Below are 15,952 nucleotides of genomic sequence, written 5' to 3' on the forward strand. Positions count from 1 at the left end.
GCTGGCACCGAAATGGTGATGCCAGGCGACAACGTTGAAGTGGTTGTTGCCCTGATTGCTCCGATCGCCATGGAACAAGGTCTGCGCTTCGCTATCCGCGAAGGCGGCCGTACCGTTGGCGCCGGCGTGGTCGGTAAGATCATCGAGTAATAAAGAGTTTCAAGTTGTAGGCGTGGCTTAGGCTGCGCTTATGACTTTGCAGGCGAGTAGCTCAATTGGCAGAGCACCGGTCTCCAAAACCGGGGGTTGGGGGTTCGAGACCCTCCTCGCCTGCCACCTAACAAGTGGTTGTGTTAACTATCTAAGAGAGCCGTTTTCCGACTGGAAAGCGGCTGTCTTTATTTTCGGGCAAAAGCCGACGCATGGAAAAAGTAGACAAATTGAAGTTGTTCGCCGCCTTGGCGCTGGTGGCTGCCGGTATCGCCGGCTACTACCTGTTGCCGGCCGATCAGCAAGCACTGCGCGTGGTGTCTGTGTTGGCGGGTGTGCTGTTTGCCGTGACGGTGGTGTGGTTCTCCGTGCCTGGCCGTGACTTTGTCGATTACGCCCGTGATTCCGTCAAGGAAGCCGAGAAGGTCGTCTGGCCTTCCAAGAAGGAAGTCTGGCAAATGACCGGTGCGGTCTTTGTCTTTACCGTGGTGTTGTCGTTGTTCATGTGGCTGGTTGATTCCGGTCTGAGCTGGCTGCTCTACGACCTCTTGTTGAAGCGCGGCGGCTGATTTATTCCCCGGAGAATGCTTGATGGCGATGCGTTGGTATGTGGTTCATGCCTACTCGGGTTTCGAGAAGAGTGTGATGAAGGCACTCAGGGAGCGTATTGATCGTTCCGATATGCAACATCTGTTCGGCCAGATTCTGGTTCCGGTCGAAGAGGTGATGGAAATTCGCAACGGTACCAAGGCGCTGACTGAGCGCAAGTTCTTCCCTGGCTATGTGCTGGTGGAGATGGAAATGACCGACGAGACCTGGCACTTGGTGAAGAATACGCCCAAGGTGACCGGCTTTATCGGTGGTTCGGGCATGCGACCCACCCCGATCTCGGTCAAGGAAGTCGAAAGCATCATGGCCCAGATGCAGGAAGGCGTGGAGAAACCCAAGCCCAAGGTCCTGTTCGATGTGGGTCAGGTGTTGCGTGTTACCGAAGGTCCGTTCGCGGACTTCAATGCGACCGTGGAAGAAGTCAACTACGACAAGAGCAAGCTCAAGGTGTCGGTGTTGATATTCGGTCGTGCCACGCCGGTAGAAGTTGATTTCTCGCAGGTCGAAAAGGTTTAAACTCTCGGGTTCTGCCTTTCGGGCTGTTTTAGTGCCTGGCGCAAGCCGGGTTTTGTCAAGGGGAGCGGGTTCGCCTGCGTTTGTACCCATTTTAGGAGCATACCGTGGCTAAGAAGATTATCGGCTACATCAAGCTGCAGGTGCCGGCTGGCAAGGCTAACCCCTCGCCACCCATCGGCCCGGCACTCGGCCAGCGCGGCCTGAACATCATGGAATTCTGTAAGGCGTTCAACGCCCAGACCCAAGGCGTTGAGCCTGGTCTGCCGATTCCTGTGGTGATCACTGCTTTTGCGGACAAGTCCTTCACCTTCGTGATGAAGACCCCGCCGGCCACCATCCTGATCAAGAAGGCTGTTGGTATCACCAAGGGCAGCTCCAAGCCCCATACCGACAAGGTTGGCACCATCACCCGCGCTCAGCTGGAAGATATTGCCAAGACCAAGACTCCCGATCTGACCGCTGCTGACCTGGACGCCGCCGTGCGTACCATCGCTGGCTCCGCTCGTTCGATGGGCCTGAATGTGGAGGGTGTGTAAATGGCTAAGGTTTCCAAGCGCGTCGCAGCCCTGAAGGCCAAGATCGACCGTAACAAGCTGTACGCTATCGACGAAGCACTGTCGCTGGTCAAGGAAGGCGCCACCGCCAAGTTCGGTGAGTCGGTTGATGTTGCCATCAACCTGGGCGTGGATGCTCGTAAGTCGGACCAGGTTGTGCGTGGTTCGGTCGTGCTGCCCAAGGGCACCGGCAAGAGCGTTCGCGTTGCCGTGTTCGCCCAGGGTGCCAATGCCGAAGCCGCCAAGGGCGCCGGTGCTGACATCGTTGGGTTCGAAGACCTGGCAGAGCAGATCAAGGGCGGCATGATGGACTTCGACGTGGTGATCGCCACGCCGGACGCCATGCGTATCGTCGGTCAGCTGGGTACCATCCTCGGCCCGCGTGGCCTGATGCCTAACCCCAAGGTGGGTACCGTGACCCCGAACGCAGCCGAGGCCGTGAAGAACGCCAAGGCCGGTCAGGTTCAGTACCGTACCGACAAGAACGGTATCATCCACAGCACCATCGGCCGCGCCAGCTTTGACGCTGCTGATCTGAAGACCAACCTGACCGCGCTGATCGACGCCCTGCAAAAGGCCAAGCCAGCATCGTCCAAGGGCGTGTACTTCAAGAAGATCGCCGTCTCCAGCACCATGGGTGCCGGTGTACGCGTTGATGCTGCTACCGTTCTGGCTGCATAAGTTTTAGTAGTACCGGGGTGCGGCGCGAGTCGCACCTTAATCGGACTTTGGGCCGCAATGCTCGCAAGAGCTACGCGGATTATCAAAGACCGTAGGGGCTGGCAGTGCTTTGTGCTGCTGTCTTAATCGGCAAGCGATACGGGATGAGCAATTGTCCGCGTCGCCCCGCCCTACGCAGATGGTGTACCCAAGAACAGGATTTCCCTCCCGTCGCCTATCTGGCGTCGGTTAGTTCTCCTGATGATTGGTCGCCATTTCTTTAGGCTCCATCCCCGTTGTGGGGAAGGATTTTCCAGGAGGGTAGACCTTGAGTCTCAATCTCGACGATAAAAAGGCTGTAGTGGCTGAGATCTCGGCAGAAGTTGCCAAGGCTCAAGCCATCGTGGTGGCCGAATATCGTGGCATCCAGGTCAGCGCCATGACCAAGCTGCGTGCTGAAGCACGCGCCAAGGGCGTTTACCTGCGCGTGTTGAAAAACACGCTGGCACGCCGCGCTGTTGCCGACACCGCATTTGCCGATCTGGCCAACCACATGGCTGGCCCGCTGGTGTACGGCATTTCTGCCGACCCGGTGGCTGCTGCCAAAGTGCTGGCTGACTTTGCCAAGACCAACGACAAGATCGTGGTCAAGGCTGGCTCCTTCGACGGCAAGACGCTGAACGCCGCTGAAGTTGTCCAACTTGCTTCCATTCCGAGCCGCGAAGAGCTGCTGTCCAAGCTGCTCTACGTTATGCAAGCTCCGGTTGCCGGCTTCGCCCGCGGCCTGGCTGCACTGGCAGAGAAAAAGCAAGGTGGTGCAGCTCCGGCCGAAGTGGCCGCCGAAGCACCTGCCGAAGCCGCCTGATCGCGCGCTACACGTTTTAGATCTCACGACTTATCTGTATTCAGGAGTAATTAAACATGGCTCTGACCAAAGAAGACATCCTCGACGCCGTTGCTGGCCTGACCGTTCTGGAACTGAATGACCTGGTGAAGGCATTCGAAGAGAAGTTCGGTGTTTCCGCTGCTGCTGTTGCTGTTGCTGGCCCTGCCGGCCCTGCCGCTGTGGTTGAAGAAAAGACCGAATTCGACGTTATCCTGACCGGCGCTGGCGCCAACAAGGTTGGCGTGATCAAGGTTGTGCGCGAACTGACCGGCCTCGGCCTGAAGGAAGCCAAGGACCTGGTCGACGGCGCTCCCAAGACTGTCAAGGAAGCCGCTGCCAAGGCTGATGCTGAAGCCATGGTCAAGAAGCTCATCGAAGCTGGTGCTACCGCTGAGATGAAGTAAGTCTCCCTAGGGGACTTGCTAAAGGCTGGCGATTTCGGTCGCCAGCCTTCTTGCGCTTGTGGGAATTCGCTGTACCGACTGTACTGATTGTGCGTTGCCAAACCGGAAATCCTGCCCATTGCGGGTTTTGTGGTTTGGTTTTAGCGCCCCAACTCGACCGGAGACTCTATGAGTTACTCGTTCACTGAGAAGAAACGCATTCGTAAAAGTTTTGCGAAGCGGGCGAACGTTCTGGACGTTCCTTATCTGCTCGCCACCCAAATCGACTCCTATACAGAGTTTCTTCAACTGGGCGTTCCCATGGAGCAGCGCCGCACCAGTGGCCTGCAGGCAGCATTTGCCTCGATCTTCCCGATCACCAGCCATAACGGCTATGCCAAGCTCGATTTCGTCAGCTACCAGCTGGGCGAACCGCCGTTCGACGTGGTCGAGTGCCAGCAGCGCGGCATCACTTTCGCCGCACCGCTGCGCGCGCGCGTACGTTTGACCATCTTTGACCGCGAGTCGTCCAAGCCCGTGGTCAAGGAAGCCAAGGAGCAGGAAGTCTACATGGGCGAGATTCCGCTCATGACCAGCAATGGCTCCTTCGTCATCAACGGCACCGAGCGTGTCATCGTGTCGCAGCTGCATCGCTCCCCCGGCGTGTTCTTCGAGCACGACAAGGGCAAGACGCACTCGTCCGGCAAGCTGCTGTTCTCCGCTCGTATCATCCCCTACCGTGGTTCCTGGCTGGACTTCGAGTTCGACCCCAAGGATTTGCTGTACTTCCGTATCGACCGTCGCCGCAAGATGCCGGTGACCATACTGATGCGGGCGCTGGGCTATAACAACGAACAGATTCTGGCAGACTGCTACGACTTCGACACGGTACGCCTGTCGAAGAAGGGCGTGTTCCTGGAAGTGGTGGCTGATCGCCTCAAGGGCGAAGTTGCCAAGTTCGATATCGTTGCCGGCGACGGCAAGGTGCTGGTCCAGAAGGACAAGCGCATTACCGCCAAGCATATCCGCGATCTGCAGACGGCTGGCGTGACCGAACTCGAGATTCCGACCGACAACCTGGTTGGCCGCGTACTTGGCGCCAATGTGGTGAATCCGGATACCGGTGAGATCGTGGCCCGTGCCAACGAGGAAATCACTGAAGATCTGCTGATCAAGTTTGAGTCGGCTGGTGTGACCTCGATCAAACTGCTGTATATCAACGATCTGGATCAGGGCGCTTACATTTCGAACACCCTGCGTCTGGACGAAACGCCAGATCGCCAGGCTGCCCGCGTGGCCATCTATCGCATGATGCGCCCAGGCGAGCCGCCCACCGAAGATGCAGTGGAAGCGCTGTTCAACGGCCTGTTCTTCTCGGAAGATCGCTACGATCTGTCGGCCGTGGGCCGCATGAAGTTCAACCGCCGCGCCTACCCCGACCGTCTCGATGAGAAGGCGCCGGGCTGGCAGAAGCGTTTCTACGAGCGCGTGGGCCCGCAGGGCACTACCGGTTCGGGCGTGCTGAACACCGACGACATCGTCGCCGTGATCGGCATTCTGCTGGAACTGCGCAACGGCCGTGGCGAAGTGGACGATATCGATCACCTGGGTAACCGTCGCGTCCGTTCGGTGGGTGAACTGGCCGAGAACCAGTTCCGCGCCGGTCTGGTGCGGGTTGAGCGTGCCGTGAAGGAACGCCTGGGCCAGGCCGAGAGCGACAACCTGATGCCGCACGACCTGATCAATGCCAAGCCGGTCAGCGCTGCCATCAAGGAATTCTTCGGCTCCTCGCAGCTGTCGCAGTTCATGGACCAGACCAACCCGCTGTCGGAAATCACCCACAAGCGCCGTGTATCGGCTCTTGGACCGGGCGGTCTGACCCGCGAGCGCGCTGGCTTTGAAGTCCGCGACGTGCACCCGACCCACTATGGCCGCGTCTGTCCGATTGAAACGCCGGAAGGCCCGAACATTGGTCTGATCAACTCGCTGGCCATCTATGCCCGCACCAATGAGTACGGTTTCCTGGAAACTCCGTACCGCAAGGTGGTGGACAACAAGGTGACCGACGAGATCGAATACCTGTCTGCCATTGAGGAAGGCAAGTATGTGATCGCTCAGGCCAACGCCAAGCTGGACGACAGCACTGGCGAACTGATCGACGAGTTGGTGACCTGCCGTGAGCATGGTGAAACCATCGTGGCCCGGCCCGAGCGCGTACAGTACATGGATGTGGCGCCTAGCCAGATCGTATCTGTCGCTGCCTCGCTGATTCCCTTCCTGGAGCACGATGACGCCAACCGTGCCCTGATGGGTGCCAACATGCAACGCCAGGCTGTGCCTTGCGTGCGTGCGCAGAAGCCGCTGGTCGGTACCGGTATCGAACGCACCTGTGCGGTCGACTCGGGTACGGCTGTGAAGGCGCTGCGTGGCGGTCGTGTCGACTATGTCGATGCCAACCGCGTGGTGATCCGGGTCAATGACGATGAAACCAGCGCCGGCGAAGTCGGTGTGGACATCTACAACCTGACCAAGTACACCCGTTCCAACCAGAACACCAATATCAACCAGCGTCCCATCGTGGAAGTGGGCGACCAGATCTCCGCTCTGGACGTGATCGCCGACGGCGCATCTACCGACCTGGGCGAACTGGCGCTGGGCCAGAACCTGCTGGTGGCTTTCATGCCCTGGAACGGCTTCAACTACGAAGACTCGATCCTGATCAGCGAGAAGGTGGTGGCCGATGACCGCTACACCTCCATCCATATCGAGGAACTGTCGGTTGTTGCCCGCGACACCAAGCTGGGACCGGAAGAAATCACCCGTGATATCTCCAACCTGAGCGAGCGCATGCTGGGCCGCCTGGATGAGGCAGGTATCGTCTACATCGGCGCCGAAGTGGAAGCCGGTGACGTGCTGGTCGGTAAGGTGACGCCTAAGGGCGAAACCCAGCTGACGCCTGAAGAGAAGCTGCTGCGCGCCATCTTCGGTGAGAAGGCCAGCGATGTGAAGGATACCTCGCTGCGCGTGCCCTCGGGCATGAGCGGTACCGTCATTGACGTGCAGGTGTTCACCCGCGAAGGCATAGACCGCGACAAGCGCGCCCAGGGCATCATTGACGATGAGCTGAAGCGTTTCCGCCTGGACCTGAACGACCAGCTGCGTATTCTGGAAAACGATGCCTTCGAGCGTCTGGAGCGCTTGCTGGTCGGCAAGAAGGTCAATGGCGGTCCGAAGCGCATTGCCAAGGGCACTGAGCTGACCCGCGAATACCTGGCCGACCTGACTCGCCACGACTGGTTTGATATCCGTCTGTCGGACGAGGATGTGGCCAAGCAGCTGGAGCTGATGAAGGACAACCTGTCGCAGAAGCGCGCTGAGTTCGACCTGCGCTTTGAGGACAAGAAGCGCAAGCTGACCCAGGGCGATGAGCTGCCCCCGGGCGTGCAGAAGATGGTCAAGGTCTATGTGGCCGTGAAGCGTCGCCTGCAACCTGGTGACAAGATGGCCGGTCGTCACGGTAACAAGGGTGTGGTGTCCAAGATCCTGCCGATCGAGGATCTGCCGCACATGGCTGACGGTACGCCGGTCGATATCGTGCTGAACCCGCTGGGCGTACCTTCGCGTATGAACGTGGGTCAGATTCTGGAAGTCCACCTGGGTTGGGCTGCCAAGGGTCTGGGCAAGCGCATAGACCGCATGCTGGCGGAAGAGTCGGGCAAGGCTGCCAAGAAGGCCAGCGAGGTGCGCAAGTTCCTCGAAGAGGTCTACAACAGCCGTGGCAAGCCGGAAGACCTGGGCAGCATGAGTGACGATGAAATCCTGGAGCTGGCAGACAACCTGCGCGATGGCGTGCCGTTTGCCACCCCGGTGTTCGACGGCGCCAAGGAAGAAGACCTGATGGCCATGTTGCAACTGGCTTATCCGGCTGAATCCGAGCATACCCAACGCCTGGGCTTCAATGACACCCGTACCCAGCTCAAGCTGTATGACGGCCGTACTGGTGAGGCTTTCGAGCGTCGCGTGACCGTGGGTTACATGCACGTGCTGAAGCTGCATCACCTTGTTGACGACAAGATGCACGCCCGTTCCACTGGCCCGTACTCGCTGGTTACCCAGCAGCCGCTGGGTGGTAAGGCGCAGTTCGGTGGTCAGCGTTTCGGTGAGATGGAAGTGTGGGCACTGGAAGCCTATGGTGCTTCCTACACGCTGCAGGAAATGTTGACGGTGAAGTCCGATGATGTGAATGGCCGTACCAAGGTCTATGAAAACATCGTCAAGGGCGATCACAAGATCGACGCCGGCATGCCGGAATCCTTCAATGTGCTGGTGAAGGAAATCCGCTCGCTGGGTATCGACATCGATCTGGAACGGTACTAAGTCAGATGGCGCGCGGGGTGAGGCGGTGAGGCCGCACCCCGTTGGCGCCGAAAGAGTGTCGCGCAGTGGCGCGGCGCTTGGCAGGGCCTCACTCGTGAAACGAGGATAAAGACATGAAAGCTTTGCTCGACTTGTTCAAGCAGGTGACCCAGGAAGAAGAATTCGATGCCATCCGCATCGGCCTGGCCTCGCCCGACAAGATCCGTTCGTGGTCGTACGGTGAAGTCAAGAAGCCTGAAACCATTAACTACCGTACCTTCAAGCCTGAGCGCGATGGCCTGTTCTGTGCCCGCATCTTCGGGCCGGTCAAGGACTACGAGTGCCTGTGCGGCAAGTATAAGCGCCTCAAGCATCGTGGCGTGATCTGCGAGAAGTGCGGCGTTGAAGTCACGCTCAGCAAGGTGCGCCGTGAGCGCATGGGCCATATTGAACTGGCTTCGCCGGTTGCCCATATCTGGTTCCTGAAGTCCCTGCCCAGCCGTTTGGGCATGGTGCTGGACATCACCCTGCGTGATATCGAGCGGGTGCTGTATTTCGAAGGCTTTATCGTCATCGAACCGGGCATGACGCCGCTGCAACGCGGCCAGCTGCTGTCGGAAGACGACTACCTGGCCAAGGTGGAAGAATACGGCGACGAGTTTGTCGCGTTGATGGGTGCCGAAGCGGTGCGCGAACTGCTGCGCACGCTGGACATCAACAACGAGATGGAAACCCTGCGGCACGATCTGCAGAACACCGGCTCCGAAGCCAAGATCAAGAAGATCGCCAAGCGCCTGAAGGTGCTGGAAGCCTTCCAGAAATCGGGCATCAAGCCTGAGTGGATGATCATGGAAGTGCTGCCGGTGCTGCCGCCGGAACTGCGTCCACTGGTCCCGCTGGATGGCGGCCGTTTCGCCACCTCCGACCTGAATGACCTGTATCGTCGCGTCATCAACCGTAACAACCGTCTCAAGCGTCTTTTGGAGCTGAAGGCCCCTGAAATCATCGTGCGCAACGAAAAGCGCATGCTGCAGGAAGCCGTCGATTCGCTGCTGGACAACGGTCGTCGCGGTAAGGCCATGACTGGCGCCAACAAGCGTCCGTTGAAGTCGCTGGCTGACATGATCAAGGGTAAGGGCGGTCGCTTCCGTCAGAACTTGCTGGGTAAGCGCGTCGACTACTCGGGCCGTTCGGTCATCGTGGTGGGCCCGACCCTCAAGCTGCATCAGTGTGGCCTGCCCAAGAAGATGGCGCTGGAGCTGTTCAAGCCTTTCATCTTCCACAAGCTGGAAGTGCTGGGCCTGGCTACCACCATCAAGGCGGCCAAGAAGCTGGTTGAGCAGGAAGTGCCGGAAGTCTGGGACATCCTGGAAGAAGTCATCCGCGAGCATCCGGTGCTGCTGAACCGTGCGCCCACGCTGCACCGCCTGGGTATCCAGGCGTTCGAGCCGGTGCTGATCGAAGGCAAGGCCATCCAGCTGCATCCGCTGGTCTGTACTGCCTTCAACGCCGACTTTGACGGTGACCAGATGGCTGTGCACGTACCGCTGTCGCTGGAAGCGCAGATGGAAGCCCGCACCCTGATGCTGGCCTCCAACAACGTGCTGTCGCCAGCGCACGGCGAGCCTATCATTGTGCCGTCGCAGGATATCGTGCTGGGTCTGTACTACATGACCCGCGAGCGTATCAATGGCGTGGGCGAAGGCCTGCGCTTCGCTGATCTGGAAGAACTGCTGCGTGCCTACGAAACCCGTCAGGCGGAGCTGAATGCCCGCATCAGCGTGCGCCTGAAGGACTGGTACAAGGACGAGAGCGGCGAATGGCAATACAAGCTGGTGCGTCGTGAGACCACCGTTGGCCGCGCTATCCTGTCGGAGATCCTGCCCAAGGGCCTGCCTTTCGAGAACGTCAACAAGGCGCTCAAGAAGAAGGAAATCTCCAAGCTGATCAACGCTTCCTTCCGTCGTGTCGGCCTGCGTGAGACGGTTATCCTGGCTGACCGCCTGATGTACACCGGTTTCACCTATTCGACCCGCGCTGGTCTGTCCATCTGTGTGGACGACATGCTGGTGCCGGCCGAGAAGGCGACGCTGCTGGCCGAGGCCGAGCGTGAAGTGAAGGAAATCGAAGCCCAGTACACCTCGGGTCTGGTGACCCAGGGTGAGCGCTACAACAAGGTTGTGGATATCTGGGGCCGCTGTGGTGACCAGGTTGCCAAGACCATGATGGCTCACTTGGGTAAGGAAAAGACGGTAGACCGCGAAGGCAAGACGGTAGACCAGGAATCGTTCAACTCCATCTATATGATGGCCGACTCCGGTGCACGGGGCTCGGTGGCGCAGATTCGCCAGTTGGCAGGTATGCGGGGCCTGATGGCCAAGCCGGACGGCTCGATCATCGAGACGCCGATTACCACCAACTTCCGTGAAGGCCTGACGGTTCTGCAGTACTTCATCTCGACTCACGGTGCCCGTAAGGGTCTGGCCGATACCGCGCTGAAGACCGCCAACTCGGGTTACCTGACCCGTCGTCTGGTCGATGTGACGCAGGATCTGGTGGTGACCGAGGACAACTGCGGTACCAAGAACGGTGTGGCCATGAAGGCCGTGGTGCAGGGCGGTGACGTGATCGAAGCCTTGCGCGACCGTATCCTGGGCCGTGTGGCTGCCATTGACGTGATCGATCCGGCTACCCAGGAAACTGTGTACGAAGCCGGTACCCTGTTGACCGAAGATATCGTGGAGCGCATCGAAGCCCTCAGCATCGATGAAGTGAAGGTGCGTACCCCGCTGACCTGCGAAACCCGCTACGGTCTGTGTGCGCAGTGCTATGGTCGCGATCTGGGCCGTGGTCAGCGCGTCAACGTGGGCGAGGCTGTCGGTGTGATCGCGGCGCAGTCCATCGGTGAGCCGGGTACCCAGCTGACCATGCGTACCTTCCACATTGGTGGTGCCGCTTCGCGTGCTGCGTCGGCCAGCCAGGTGGAGACCAAGTCCAATGGTAAGGTCGGCTTCGCCGGTACCATGCGTTACGTCACCAACACCAAGGGCGAGCAGATCGTCATTACCCGTTCGGGTGAGGTGGTGGTGTTCGACGATGCTGGCCGTGAGCGTGAGCGTCACAAGGTGCCGTACGGCGCGACCCTGATGGTCAACGATGCCCAGTCCATCAAGGCTGGCGCCGTGCTGGCGACCTGGGATCCGCATACTCGCCCCATCATTACCGAATACGCCGGTCAGGTGCGCTTCGAGAACGTCGAAGAAGGCGTGACCGTGGCCAAACAGATCGATGAAGTGACCGGTCTGTCCACCCTGGTAGCGATTGATCCCAAGCGCAAGGCTGGCGCGACGAAGAGCGTCCGCCCGCAGATCAAGCTGCTGGACGAGCATGGCGTGGAAGTGAAGCTGGCCGGTTCCGATGCAGCGGTGAACATCACCTTCCAGGTTGGCGCCATCATTACCGTGAAGGATGGCCAGCAGGTGGGTGTGGGTGAAGTGTTGGCCCGTATCCCGCAGGAATCGGTGAAGACCCGCGACATTACCGGTGGTCTGCCGCGTGTGGCCGAGCTGTTCGAAGCCCGTTCGCCCAAGGATGCCGGCATGCTGGCCGAAGTGACCGGTACCTCGTCGTTCGGCAAGGACACCAAGGGCAAGCAGCGTTTGATCATCACCGATCTGGACGGCACGCCGCACGAGTACCTGATTCCGAAGGACAAGCATGTGCTGGTCCACGACGGTCAGGTGGTGAACCGTGGCGAAACCATCGTGGACGGCCCGGCCGACCCGCACGACATCCTGCGCCTGCAGGGTATCGAGACGCTGGCTCGCTACGTCACCGAAGAAGTGCAGGAAGTGTACCGTCTGCAGGGCGTGAAGATTAACGACAAGCACATCGAGGTGATCGTTCGCCAGATGCTGCGTCGTGTGGTGATCGCCGATGCGGGTGATTCCGACTTCATCATGGGTGAGCAGGTCGAGCGGGCTGAAGTGCTGGAGGCGAACGACAAGCTGATCGCCGCCAACAAGCAGCCGGCGATATTCGACAACATTCTGCTGGGTATCACCAAGGCCTCGCTGTCGACGGATTCCTTCATCTCGGCTGCTTCGTTCCAGGAAACCACGCGTGTTCTGACCGAAGCCGCGATCATGGGCAAGCGCGACGAACTGCGCGGCCTGAAGGAAAACGTGATTGTGGGTCGCCTGATACCAGGCGGTACGGGTCTTGCCTACCACAACAACCGTCGTCGTCAGAAGGCAGGCCAACTGCCCGGCATGACCGAGATGGTTGCTGCGGTTGTCGATGCAGAACCCAGCCAGGAAGAAGTCTGACCCGGTGGCTGCGCAAGCAGCCGCTGGTTGACGTATCGACAACCCTTCCGTCGGCCCTTCACTACAAAAGTGATGGGCGGCGGGAGGGTTTGTTGACATTAAGCGCTTGATTTACCTATAATCCGCGCTCTTTTGTGGGGGCGGCCCCTCGTGCGTCTTGCGCGAGGCACGCCATTTTTTACTTTTGGGAAAAAGATAATGCCAACCATCAACCAGCTCGTCCGTAAAGGACGTGTGGCGGAAACGGCCAAGAGCAAGGTTCCTGCGCTCGAAGCCTGCCCGCAAAAACGCGGTGTTTGCACTCGCGTGTACACCACGACCCCGAAGAAGCCTAACTCGGCTCTGCGTAAGGTCGCCAAGGTTCGCCTGACCAACGGTTTCGAAGTGATTTCGTACATCGGCGGTGAAGGCCACAACCTGCAGGAACACTCGGTCGTGCTGATTCGCGGCGGTCGTGTGAAGGACTTGCCTGGTGTGCGTTACCACACCGTGCGTGGCTCCCTGGATACCGCTGGTGTCAAGGACCGTAAGCAGGCTCGTTCCAAGTACGGCGCGAAGCGTCCGAAGGCTTAATTCGCCTGGGTTGGGTCGCGAGCCCGGTCTTGCTTGTTCAAGACATTCGCGACGACGGCGTAGCGCCCCTGTGCGCATCGTCGAGTAAGTGACCAATCCATCGGGATGGTCGCGAGCGCAAAATTTCTTGCGCTCAACTGAATACTACTGAGGTTGAAACATGCCACGTCGTAGAGAAGTACCCAAACGCGAAGTATTGCCGGATCCAAAGTTCGGTAGCGAAGAACTGTCCAAGTTCATGAACGTCGTCATGCAAGATGGCAAGAAGTCGGTTGCCGAACGCATCGTTTACGGCGCGCTGGAAATCGTTGAAAAGAAGACCGGTAAGGCCCCCCTTGAGGTGTTCTCCCAAGCCCTCAACAACGTGAAGCCGGTCGTTGAAGTGAAGAGCCGTCGCGTCGGTGGTGCAAACTACCAGGTGCCGGTTGAAGTGCGTCAGACCCGTCGTATGGCGCTGGCCATGCGCTGGCTGCGTGAAGCTGCCCGCAAGCGCGGCGAAAAGTCGATGGGTCAGCGTCTGGCTGGCGAATTGCTGGATGCGGTCGAAGGCCGTGGCGGCGCGATGAAGAAGCGTGACGAAGTGCACCGTATGGCTGAAGCCAACAAGGCCTTCGCCCACTATCGCTTCTAATTCACCCTTTTAAGCAAAGGTATTGGCTGTGGCACGCATTACACCCATTGAACGCTACCGGAACATCGGTATTAGCGCGCACATCGACGCGGGTAAAACCACGACGACTGAGCGTATTCTTTTCTACACCGGTGTGAACCACAAGATCGGTGAAGTGCACGATGGCGCCGCCACCATGGACTGGATGGAGCAGGAGCAGGAGCGTGGCATCACGATCACCTCCGCTGCGACCACCACGTTCTGGAAGGGCATGGCTAACCAGTTCGAGCAACATCGCATCAACATCATCGATACCCCCGGTCACGTCGACTTCACCATCGAGGTGGAGCGTTCGATGCGTGTGCTGGACGGTGCTTGCATGGTTTACTGCGCTGTGGGCGGTGTTCAGCCCCAGTCGGAAACCGTTTGGCGTCAGGCCAACAAGTACAAGGTGCCGCGCTTGGCCTTCGTGAACAAGATGGACCGTCAAGGTGCCAACTTCTTCCGCGTGGTTGAGCAAATGCGCCTGCGTCTGCGCGCCAATCCGGTGCCTATCGCGATTCCTATCGGCGCTGAAGACGGCTTCACCGGCGTGGTTGACCTGTTGAAGAACAAGGCCATCCTGTGGGACGAAGCTTCGCAGGGTATGAAGTTCGACTACGTCGACATCCCGGCTGACCTGGTCTCTGTCGCTGCCGAATGGCGCGAAAAGATGATCGAAGCTGCTGCTGAGTCGTCGGAAGAGATGATGAACAAGTACCTGGAAACGGGCGAGCTGACCGAAGACGAAATCGTCGCCGGCCTGCGTGCACGTACCCTGGCTTGCGAAATCCAGCCGATGCTGTGCGGTACCGCCTTCAAGAACAAGGGCGTGCAGCTGATGTTGGACGCTGTCATCCAGTTGCTGCCGTCGCCGGTTGATGTGCCGCCGGTTGAAGGTGTGGATGATCGTGATCAGCCCGACACCCGTCAGGCTTCCGATGAAGCGCCGTTCTCGGCGCTGGCCTTCAAGCTGATGAGCGACCCTTACGTCGGTCAGCTGACCTTCTTCCGCGTTTACTCCGGCGTCGTTAATACTGGCGATACCGTGATGAACTCGGTCAAGGGCAAGAAGGAGCGCATGGGCCGTATCGTTCAGATGCACGCCAACAACCGTGAAGAAATCGCGGAAGTTCGCGCTGGCGATATCGCTGCCGGTATCGGTCTGAAGGATGTGACGACCGGTGAAACCCTGTGTTCGCCTGACCACGTCATCACCCTGGAGCGCATGGTATTCCCTGAGCCGGTGATACACGTTGCCGTTGAGCCTAAGACCAAGGCTGACCAGGAGAAGATGGGCGTTGCCCTGAATCGCCTGGCCAAGGAAGATCCTTCCTTCCGCGTGCGTACCGACGAAGAGACCGGCCAGACCATCATGTCGGGCATGGGTGAATTGCACCTGGAAATCCTGGTGGATCGCATGAAGCGCGAATTCGGCGTGGAAGCGAACGTGGGTGCCCCGCAAGTGGCCTACCGCGAAACCATCACCAAGACCGCCATCGACATCGAAGGCAAGCATGCCAAGCAGTCGGGTGGTAAGGGTCAATACGGCCATTGCGTGATCACTGTCGAGCCTTCGGGCGAAGGCAAGGGTTACGAGTTCATTGACGAAATCAAGGGCGGTACCATCCCCCGCGAATTCATTCCGTCGGTGGACAAGGGTATCCAGAACACGCTGAAGTCGGGCGTGCTGGCTGGCTTCCCGGTGGTTGACGTTCGCGTTCGCCTGACCTTCGGTTCGTACCATGACGTTGACTCGTCGCAGATCGCCTTTGAACTGGCCGGCTCGCTGGCCTTCAAGGAAGCCATGCGCCGCGCCGGTCCCGTGATCCTCGAGCCTATGATGGCCGTTGAAATCGAGACCCCGGAAGAGTACATGGGCGACATCATGGGTGACATTTCGTCGCGTCGCGGCATGCTGCAAGGCATGGACGACAACCCTGCCGGTGGCAAGATGGTCAAGGCTGAAGTGCCTCTGTCCGAGATGTTTGGTTACTCGACCACCCTGCGCTCCATGTCGCAAGGTCGTGCTACCTACTCGATGGAATTCAAGCACTACTCCGAAGCGCCTAAGAACGTCGCTGAAGCCATCATCAACAAGAAGTAAACCGACTGCCGGGCCAACTGCCCGGCGGTTGTAAACCCAATTCAAGACTAAGGATAGAAGCAATGGCAAAGGAAAAGTTCGAGCGGACTAAGCCGCACGTAAACGTTGGCACCATCGGTCACGTTGACCACGGCAAGACCACGCTGACCGCCGCGATCACCACGATCCTGTCGAAGAAGTT

The 15,952-nt window shown here is 59.0% G+C and carries 13 protein-coding genes and 1 tRNA gene; all 14 read left to right on the plus strand.

What is annotated here, in order from left to right; genetic code table 11:
• Positions 1-150: EF-Tu C-terminal domain-related protein (locus tag QWZ03_RS08010; protein WP_505538577.1), on the plus strand; the 150-nt coding region annotated here is incomplete at its 5' end.
• Positions 151-200: 50 nt separating this feature from the next.
• Positions 201-276: transfer RNA gene (locus QWZ03_RS08015), tRNA-Trp, on the plus strand.
• Positions 277-362: 86 nt separating this feature from the next.
• The gene (gene secE, locus QWZ03_RS08020) at positions 363-719 is read left to right on the plus strand and encodes a preprotein translocase subunit SecE (protein WP_284197162.1); all 357 of its coding nucleotides are present in this window, start codon (positions 363-365) and stop codon (positions 717-719) included.
• A gap of 22 nt (positions 720-741) precedes the next feature.
• On the plus strand, positions 742-1,275 hold the full coding sequence (nusG, locus tag QWZ03_RS08025; RefSeq protein WP_284197163.1) for a transcription termination/antitermination protein NusG: 534 nt from the start codon (positions 742-744) through the stop codon (positions 1,273-1,275).
• Between the two features lie 104 nt (positions 1,276-1,379).
• The gene (gene rplK, locus QWZ03_RS08030; RefSeq protein WP_284197164.1) at positions 1,380-1,811 is read left to right on the plus strand and encodes a 50S ribosomal protein L11; all 432 of its coding nucleotides are present in this window, start codon (positions 1,380-1,382) and stop codon (positions 1,809-1,811) included.
• Positions 1,812-2,510: a 50S ribosomal protein L1 gene (gene rplA / locus QWZ03_RS08035; protein WP_284197165.1), complete on the plus strand. Its 699-nt coding sequence runs from the start codon at positions 1,812-1,814 to the stop codon at positions 2,508-2,510.
• A gap of 307 nt (positions 2,511-2,817) precedes the next feature.
• Positions 2,818-3,354: a 50S ribosomal protein L10 gene (gene rplJ, locus QWZ03_RS08040; protein WP_290332236.1), complete on the plus strand. Its 537-nt coding sequence runs from the start codon at positions 2,818-2,820 to the stop codon at positions 3,352-3,354.
• A gap of 56 nt (positions 3,355-3,410) precedes the next feature.
• On the plus strand, positions 3,411-3,779 hold the full coding sequence (gene rplL / locus QWZ03_RS08045) for a 50S ribosomal protein L7/L12 (protein ID WP_290332237.1): 369 nt from the start codon (positions 3,411-3,413) through the stop codon (positions 3,777-3,779).
• A gap of 168 nt (positions 3,780-3,947) precedes the next feature.
• Positions 3,948-8,135 (plus strand): DNA-directed RNA polymerase subunit beta, encoded by a 4,188-nt coding sequence (rpoB, locus tag QWZ03_RS08050; protein ID WP_290332238.1) that lies wholly within the window; start codon positions 3,948-3,950, stop codon positions 8,133-8,135.
• A 113-nt stretch (positions 8,136-8,248) separates the two neighbouring features.
• Positions 8,249-12,442 (plus strand): DNA-directed RNA polymerase subunit beta', encoded by a 4,194-nt coding sequence (gene rpoC, locus QWZ03_RS08055; RefSeq protein ID WP_284197169.1) that lies wholly within the window; start codon positions 8,249-8,251, stop codon positions 12,440-12,442.
• Between the two features lie 198 nt (positions 12,443-12,640).
• A complete protein-coding gene (gene rpsL, locus QWZ03_RS08060) occupies positions 12,641-13,015 on the plus strand; it encodes a 30S ribosomal protein S12 (protein WP_072428335.1) in 375 nt (124 codons plus the stop codon).
• A 160-nt stretch (positions 13,016-13,175) separates the two neighbouring features.
• Positions 13,176-13,646: a 30S ribosomal protein S7 gene (gene rpsG / locus QWZ03_RS08065; RefSeq protein ID WP_284197170.1), complete on the plus strand. Its 471-nt coding sequence runs from the start codon at positions 13,176-13,178 to the stop codon at positions 13,644-13,646.
• 28 nt (positions 13,647-13,674) lie between these two features.
• Complete coding sequence (gene fusA, locus QWZ03_RS08070; RefSeq protein WP_284197171.1) at positions 13,675-15,771, plus strand: elongation factor G; 2,097 nt, start codon at positions 13,675-13,677, stop codon at positions 15,769-15,771.
• A gap of 62 nt (positions 15,772-15,833) precedes the next feature.
• A partial coding sequence (locus QWZ03_RS08075; RefSeq protein ID WP_040724515.1) for a GTP-binding protein occupies positions 15,834-15,952 on the plus strand: 119 nt, incomplete at its 3' end.

Origin of the sequence: Chitinimonas viridis, assembly GCF_030409555.1 — a bacterium.
GTDB classification, from domain to species: Bacteria; Pseudomonadota; Gammaproteobacteria; order Burkholderiales; family Chitinimonadaceae; genus Chitinimonas; species Chitinimonas viridis.

What these genes read in the sequence shown, in the direction of transcription:
- rpsL (WP_072428335.1), top strand. Translation starts at nt 12,641, where the DNA reads ATGCCAACCATCAACCAGCTCGTCCGTAAAGGACGTGTGGCGGAAACG.
- nusG (WP_284197163.1), top strand. Translation starts at nt 742, where the DNA reads ATGGCGATGCGTTGGTATGTGGTTCATGCCTACTCGGGTTTCGAGAAG.
- rplA (WP_284197165.1), top strand. Translation starts at nt 1,812, where the DNA reads ATGGCTAAGGTTTCCAAGCGCGTCGCAGCCCTGAAGGCCAAGATCGAC.
- rplL (WP_290332237.1), top strand. Translation starts at nt 3,411, where the DNA reads ATGGCTCTGACCAAAGAAGACATCCTCGACGCCGTTGCTGGCCTGACC.
- rpsG (WP_284197170.1), top strand. Translation starts at nt 13,176, where the DNA reads ATGCCACGTCGTAGAGAAGTACCCAAACGCGAAGTATTGCCGGATCCA.
- rpoB (WP_290332238.1), top strand. Translation starts at nt 3,948, where the DNA reads ATGAGTTACTCGTTCACTGAGAAGAAACGCATTCGTAAAAGTTTTGCG.
- rpoC (WP_284197169.1), top strand. Translation starts at nt 8,249, where the DNA reads ATGAAAGCTTTGCTCGACTTGTTCAAGCAGGTGACCCAGGAAGAAGAA.
- secE (WP_284197162.1), top strand. Translation starts at nt 363, where the DNA reads ATGGAAAAAGTAGACAAATTGAAGTTGTTCGCCGCCTTGGCGCTGGTG.